Annotated in this window: 6 protein-coding genes and 1 riboswitch; of the genes, 5 read left to right on the top strand and 1 reads right to left on the bottom strand. The window is 62.2% G+C overall.

Annotation, left to right across the window (positions count from 1 at the left end):
• Positions 1 to 320, bottom strand: a 320-nt coding sequence (locus AC2FM3_RS12450; RefSeq protein ID WP_496682245.1) for a glutathione S-transferase N-terminal domain-containing protein, incomplete at its 3' end; no start/stop codon positions are given.
• Between the two features lie 112 nt (positions 321 to 432).
• Positions 433 to 510: riboswitch (SAM riboswitch) on the top strand.
• Positions 511 to 572: 62 nt separating this feature from the next.
• Here AC2FM3_RS12450 and metZ point away from each other — a divergent pair.
• The 5 genes from metZ to AC2FM3_RS12425 all read left to right on the top strand — a co-directional run bounded on the left by metZ (position 573) and on the right by AC2FM3_RS12425 (position 7,061).
• Entirely contained in the window at positions 573 to 1,763 is a 1,191-nt protein-coding gene (gene metZ, locus AC2FM3_RS12445) for an O-succinylhomoserine sulfhydrylase (RefSeq protein WP_496682242.1), read from the top strand.
• 191 nt (positions 1,764 to 1,954) lie between these two features.
• Positions 1,955 to 3,058, top strand: coding sequence for a GTP cyclohydrolase FolE2 (gene folE2, locus AC2FM3_RS12440; RefSeq protein ID WP_496682239.1), 1,104 nt, complete (start codon positions 1,955 to 1,957; stop codon positions 3,056 to 3,058).
• A 277-nt stretch (positions 3,059 to 3,335) separates the two neighbouring features.
• Positions 3,336 to 3,980: a hypothetical protein gene (locus tag AC2FM3_RS12435; protein WP_496682236.1), complete on the top strand. Its 645-nt coding sequence runs from the start codon at positions 3,336 to 3,338 to the stop codon at positions 3,978 to 3,980.
• 52 nt (positions 3,981 to 4,032) lie between these two features.
• Positions 4,033 to 5,481, top strand: a complete 1,449-nt coding sequence (locus AC2FM3_RS12430) for a TrkH family potassium uptake protein (protein ID WP_496682232.1) — start codon at positions 4,033 to 4,035, stop codon at positions 5,479 to 5,481.
• Positions 5,481 to 7,061: a thiamine pyrophosphate-binding protein gene (locus AC2FM3_RS12425; protein ID WP_496682230.1), complete on the top strand. Its 1,581-nt coding sequence runs from the start codon at positions 5,481 to 5,483 to the stop codon at positions 7,059 to 7,061. The genes AC2FM3_RS12430 and AC2FM3_RS12425 overlap by 1 nt, the downstream gene beginning before the upstream one ends.
• Positions 7,062 to 7,074 lie beyond the last annotated feature (13 nt).

Raw genomic sequence — 7,074 nt, 5'->3', positions numbered from 1 at the left:
ATCTGCCACATCAGCCATTCCTCAACCGCAATCCGCTGGCGCTCGGTCTGCCCATAGAACCGCCCGGTCTTGCGCGCCAGATACATCAGGATCGCGCCGCTTTCGAAAACCGAGATCGGTGCGCCGTCGGGGCCGTCGGGGTCGACGATGGCGGGCATCTTGTTGTTCGGGGCAATCTTGAGGAACTCGGGGTCGTACTGGTCGCCCTTGCCGATGTCGATCAGGTTGACGGTGTAAGGCAGACCCATCTCCTCGAGCGCAATGGAGATTTTCCAGCCATTCGGCGTGGGCCAGTAGTAAAGCTCGATCGGGTCCGCCATGTGTCCTCCGTGTCTCGGAAGGTGATCATGAGGCATTTGCGGCAAACGGCAAGGGGCAGGCCGCGCACCCGTTCAGGCTTGACGCAACGGGATGCGCGGCGTATGGGCAGCGCAGGAACCACGTGGCGATTTGTTACCGGATTGCGGGCCACGCTAAACAACACCGCTAAAAGGTCAGGATGAAAGCCCCCTTTCGCTTGACCGCGATTGGGTTTTTTTTTGCCCTCGGGTTCCGGGGCGGAAAGGGACGAGATGAGCGACAGCTGGAGCAAGCGCACCAAGGCCGTGCATGGTGGAATCCGCCGCAGTCAATACAAAGAGGTGAGCGAGGCGATCTTCCTGACACAGGGCTTCGTCTATGACACCGCCGAACAGGCCGAGGCGCGGTTCATCGAATCCGGGCCTGATGAGTTCATCTATGCCCGTTATGGCAACCCGACCGTCTCGATGTTCGAGCAGCGCATCGCTGCGCTGGAAGGGGCCGAAGACGCCTTCGCCACCGCCTCGGGCATGGCGGCGGTGAACGGGGCACTGACCTCGATGCTCAAGGCCGGGGATCATGTGGTTTCGGCCAAGGCGCTGTTCGGGTCGTGCCTGTATATCCTGGAAAACATCCTTGGACGGTACGGGGTCGAGGTGACTTTCGTCGATGGCACCGATCTGGACCAGTGGAAGGCGGCGATCCGGCCCGACACCAAGGCGGTGTTCTTTGAATCCATGTCCAATCCGACGCTCGAGGTCGTCGACATCGAGGCCGTGGCCGGGCTGGCCCACGCGGTCGGGGCCACGGTGATCGTAGACAACGTGTTCTCGACCCCGGTCTTTTCCAAGGCGATCGCGCAGGGCGCCGACGTGGTGGTCTACTCGGCGACGAAACATATCGACGGGCAGGGGCGTGCGCTGGGCGGGGTGATCCTTGGCAGTCGAGAGTTCATCCGCGGCACGGTGGAACCTTACCTGAAACACACCGGCGGCGCGCTGAGCCCCTTCAACGCGTGGATCATGCTCAAGGGGCTGGAAACGTTGGCGCTGCGGGTCAATGCGCAGGCCGAGACGGCGCAGAAGCTGGCCGAGGCGCTGGAAGGGCACCCGGCGCTGGATCGGATCATGTATCCGGGTCTGACATCTCATGCCCAAAACGCTCTGGTGCAGAGCCAGCTGGGGGGTAAGGGCGGCACGGTTCTGTCGCTGGACATCAAAGGGGGCAAGGACGCGGCCTTCCGGTTCCTTAACGCGCTGACGATCCCGGTGATCTCGAACAATCTGGGCGACGCCAAGTCCATCGCTACCCATCCAGCGACGACCACGCACCAGCGGCTGAGCGAAGCCCAGAAAGACGAATTGGGCATCACGCCCGGTTTGATCCGCTTTTCCGTCGGGCTCGAAGATGCCGACGATCTGCTGGCGGATATACGACAGGCATTGTCGGCTGCTGCGGACTAATGGCGCAATTGGGCGGGTGAACACATCGGCATCGGCGAAAGGCAGATCGGGACAAGGGCGCAATCCGTTCGGAAGCGGCGGTTTTAAGATGGTTTTTTCAATCCGGGCTGCTATCTCAACCGTATTGGGTTAGACTGAGGCTTTCGCCGTGGTCACAGATGACCTGACGACACACTGAGGATATGCAGCCGATGAACATTCATTCGCGCGACATTGACGAAAAACCTGATCGGGACGCGGCCGCCGAGGCTCTCAAGGTCCTGCGGAAATGGGCAAAAGGCGCAAGCTCGGCCGAGATTAGCCAGCTTGATCCGGCGGTGGCGCGCCTGGTGCCTGGGTTGATGCCGGAAAACTACCCTGCGATGTCGCGTGAATATCCCGACGACTTTAAGGTCGACGACGCCTACAAATCTGCCTTGCCCGACCTTCAGAACGGTCCGTCCAGCCTGATCCGTGGTGCCAAACAGCAGATCCAGCATGTGGGCATCTCGAATTTCCGCCTGCCGATCCGGTTCCACAGCAAGAACGGCCCTGACCTGACGCTGGAGACCTCGGTCACCGGCACCGTCAGCCTCGAGGCCGACAAAAAGGGCATCAACATGTCCCGGATCATGCGGTCCTTCTACAAACATGCCGAGCGTACGTTCAGTTTCGAGGTGATGGAGGCCGCGCTGAGCGATTACCTGACCGATCTCGACAGCTTCGACGCGCGGCTGCAGATGCGCTTTTCCTACCCCGAACGGGTCAAGAGCCTGCGGTCGGGGCTGGAGGGATATCAATATTATGACATCGCGCTGGAATTGGTTGAACAGGGCGGGGTCCGTCAAAAGATCATGCATCTGGACTATGTCTATTCTTCGACATGCCCGTGTTCGCTGGAACTCAGCGAACACGCCCGATCGGTGCGGGGGCAGTTGGCAACGCCGCATTCGCAACGGTCGGTGGCGCGGATCTCGGTCGTGGTCGACAGTGACGCCGATTGCCTTTGGTTCGAGGACCTGATCGCCTTGTGCCGCCGGGCCGTGCCCACCGAAACCCAGGTGATGGTCAAGCGCGAGGATGAACAGGCCTTTGCCGAACTGAATGCCGCCAATCCGATTTTCGTCGAAGATGCCGCGCGTTTGTTTTGCGCTGAGCTTCTGGCCGATCACCATATCGGTGACTTCCGCGTGATCGCCAGCCACCAGGAAAGCCTGCACAGCCATGACGCGGTCTCGATCCTGACCGAAGGGCCGACTTTCGCCGCATCCAGCCTAGACCCGCGCCTGTTCTCGACGCTGTTCCACGTGGGATGATCGGCGCAAGCTGCTGAAAAAATGCGCAGGATCTGTCGGTTCAGCGCCTTTTCGCCGCATCGCAGCAAATTTTGCTGCGCGTGCTCCATTTATGCGATACGATTCTTGTGAATGCAGCATCGGCGCATCCGCACGGGTGGGTGTGCCATCCCGAAAGGAAGCCGAGACGTGCATCGCCTTGGACTGCACCCCGCCTCTGATCGCCCGATGGTTCGGTGTGGCAAGGGTTTTGCCCCTCAGGTTTCCGGCTGCTTCGTATTTACAGGAGAGACATGTAATGAATCCGATTGCCCATCAGCTTGAGCTTCAAGCCGCTGCCATGCGCCTAGCGGGCCATGCCGTTGCCAGCCAGTTGAAACTTATGGAAATCGTAGCTCGTTCGGCATTCGAACTGCCCTTGGCGCCGTTTGGCGTGCCAAGTGCAGGGACGAAGGCGACCGCGGCCGCACCGGCCAAACGCCCTGCCCCTAAGCCTGTTCGCAAAGCGAAAGCCGCAGCTAGTCCCAAGTCTGCCGCCAAAGTGGCCAAGCCCAAGCTGGCAGCTAAAGCCACCGCAGCGCAGGCGAAGCCCGCCGCGAAGCCGGCACCCGCGCAAAAGGCGGCCAAGCCATCGGTGGTAGCGACGCCGAAAGCCGCTGCTTCAAAAGCCACGACTCCCGCCATCGCGCCGAAAACCGACGCCGGGGCCAAGGTTTCCGAGCGGAACGCAGCGCCCAAAAGTGCGGTCTCGGAACCGGCTCGGCCTCAAAAGGTTACCGCGAAACCGGCATCGAACGTTCAGCCGAACAAGGTGCCCGCGCCGGCAGAGGTCGCCGCCCCGACCAAGCCGGTTGCCGCGACCGCCAAGCCTGCGCCACGCCGGACCCGGGCGCCGTCCAAGCCGCCGGCGATGCCGGAGCCAAAGGTCACAACCACGGACTGATCTCTCTCCGCTTGCTTGACAGTTCCGGGCGGGCGCGCCAACCCTGCGCCTCATGATTGATCTTCGCCCTGTCGGATATGTGATTGGATTGCTGGTCGCCATTCTCGGGGCGACCATGGCTCTGCCCATGCTTGCCGACGTCATCGAAGGCCGTGGCGAATGGACCGTTTTCTTTGAAAGCGGCGTCATCACGATTCTGACCGGGGTCGTTCTGGCAATGAGCTGCGCGAACGGCGTAGGTGAGGGGTTAACGATCCGCCAGACCTTTCTTCTGACCACGGCGGTTTGGGTCGCGCTGCCTGTGTTCGGCGCGATCCCCTTCATCTTCGGCGCGACCGAGCTGCGCTTCGTGGATGCCTATTTCGAGGCGATGTCCGGCCTGACCACCACCGGATCGACGGTCATTTCCGGGCTAGACGACCTGCCGCGCGGTTTGCTGCTGTGGCGTGGAATCCTGCAATGGCTGGGTGGGATCGGCATCATCGTCGTGGCCATGGTCTTCCTGCCCGAGCTCAAGGTCGGCGGTATGCAGATTTTCCGCTCGGAAGGGTTCGAGACCATGGGGAAGATCCTGCCCCGCGCGCAGGAGATCGCGGGCCAGATTTCCCTGATCTACGTCTTTCTGACCTTTGTCTGTGGCCTTGTTTATGCCGGGCTGGGGATGAGTTTCTTTGACGCGCTGGTACATGCGCTGACGACGATTTCGACCGGCGGATTTTCGAACTATGACGCGTCTTTTGGCACCTTTTCTGGGCCTGCAGAATATGCGGCATCCGTTTTCATGATCCTCGCGGCGCTGCCCTTCGTGCGCTATGTGCAATTCGTGAACGGCCGGACCACTTCCTTGTGGGAGGACAGTCAGATCCGCGTGTTCCTGGCCACGATCGCCGTGCTGGTGATGGTTATGGCGGTTTTCCTGACCTCGGTCTTTCCGCATCATTGGGAACAGGCGGTGCGCGAGTCGCTGTTCAACATCACCTCGATTATTTCCGGAACCGGCTATGCCAGCGTCGATTACATGGCCTGGGGCAGTTTTCCGATCATGATGTTCTTCATGATCGGGCTGATCGGCGGGTGTGCGGGCTCGACCGCCTGTTCGATCAAGGTGTTCCGGTATCAGTTGCTGTTTGCCTCGATCAAGGCGCAGATTCAGCGCATCCGGTCACCGCATGGGGTGTTCATCCCCAAATATGACGGCCGCCCGATCAGCCGCGACGTGCTGACCTCGGTCATGAGCTTTTTCATGTTCTTCGCACTGTCGCTGGGCGGGCTGTCGTGGGCACTGGCCCTGACCGGGTTGGATTTCATCACCGCCGTCTCGGGCGCGGCCACGGCTTTGGCCAATGTCGGCCCCGGTCTGGGCGATCAGATCGGCCCGGCCGGAAACTTTTCCGGGTTGAACGACACGGCCAAGTGGCTGCTGACCTTCGGCATGCTCACCGGGCGGCTGGAGTTGATGGCCGTCTATGTCCTGTTCACCATAAGGTTCTGGAGAGGCTGATGAAAAGACCGCTGGGCGCGCAGATTTCCCACATGCTCAGGGATCGGGGGGTCGAGGTCATCTTCGGCATCCCCGGCGTGCACAATCAGGAAATGTACCGCGGGATCGAAGAGGCAGGTATTGCCCATGTCCTGGCCCGGCACGAACAGGGCGCGGGGTTCATGGCCGACGGTTACGCACGCGCCACGGGCAAGCCGGGCGTGGCCTATGTGATCACAGGGCCGGGCCTGTGCAATATCCTGACGCCGATGGGGCAGGGGTACACGGACTCGGTGCCGATGCTTGTTTTGTCCTCGTGCCTGGACGAGTCCCAAGCCCAGCGGGGCCAGTTGCACCAGATGAAGGATCAGCGCGCCGCTGCGGGCTGCGTGGCCGACTGGTCGTGCCAGGCCAACGACGCGCAAGCGGTTTATGGCCTGATCGAGCGCGCCTTCGAGGAATTCGCGCTTCAGCGTCCGCGTCCCAAGCATATCCAAGTGCCGATCGGCCGGCTCGAGGCCGAGGCCGATCCTGCGCCTTTTCCCAACCAGGACGCGCAACGGGTGCGTGCGCTGGCGCCCGACATCGCCCCGGTACTGTCGCTGCTGAACATCGCGCGCCGGCCTTTGTTCATTTTGGGAGGCGGAGCCCGGTCGAACCTGTGGCGCCAGATCCTGATCAATCTGGGCGCGGCCTGTTTCACCACCTATGCCGGGCGGGGGCTGGTCGGCACGGGATACGCGCTGGATTTCGGCTCCATGCTGCCGCGTCCGGGCAGCGCCGAGATCATCGGGTCCGCCGATCTGGTTATCGCGGTTGGGGCCGAGTTGGGAGAGGTGGATCTGTGGCGCGACGACCTGGGCCATAAGGCGACTCTGGTGCGGGTGGACCTGGACCCCGAGGTGCTGTCGGATCGCCACCGGGCCGCGGTCAAGCTGCAGGCCGATGCCGAGAGCTTTGCGCTGGCCCTGTGGGCGGCCACCGAAGCCGCCAAACCCGCAACCGGCTGGAGCCCCGACGAGGTGGCCGAGGCGCGCGCGCGCTGGCGGGCCGAGGTCGATGCCGAGCGCCCGGGTATCGTGCCCGTGGCCGATGCCCTGCGCGCGGCGATGCCAGCCGACGCGATGATCTATTCCGACATGACCCAGTTCGCCTATGCCGCGAAAGAGGTCTTGGACATGGCCTTTCCCCACCACTGGCATCATCCGACCGGGTTCGGCACCCTGGGCTATGCCCTGCCGGCGGCGATCGGTGGTGCGGTGGCGCGGCGCGGCAAGCCGACCGCCGTGATCGCGGGGGATTACGGTTTTCACTACACGATGCAGGAACTGGGCGTCGCAGTAGAGCTGGGTCTGTCGCTGCCGATCATTCTGTGGGACAACGGCAAGCTGAAAGAGATCGAGGACAGCATGGTCAGCAGCCAAATCGCCCCCAACGCCGTGGTGGCGCGCAACCCCGATTTCTGCAAACTGGCCGAGGCATTCGGTGCCTTGTCAGCGGCCCCTGCGTCACTGTCCGACATGCAAAATGCGGTGCGGACGGCCTTTGAGGCGCCGCGGCCCACGCTGATACATGTGACACCCGAAATCCTGAACGGTTGATCGCAAAAGGCGC

This window comes from Ruegeria sp. BHSB172, assembly GCF_059613165.1.
The sequence above is the reverse complement of the archived record's forward strand: the minus strand, read 5'-3'. Positions and strand labels throughout refer to the sequence as shown.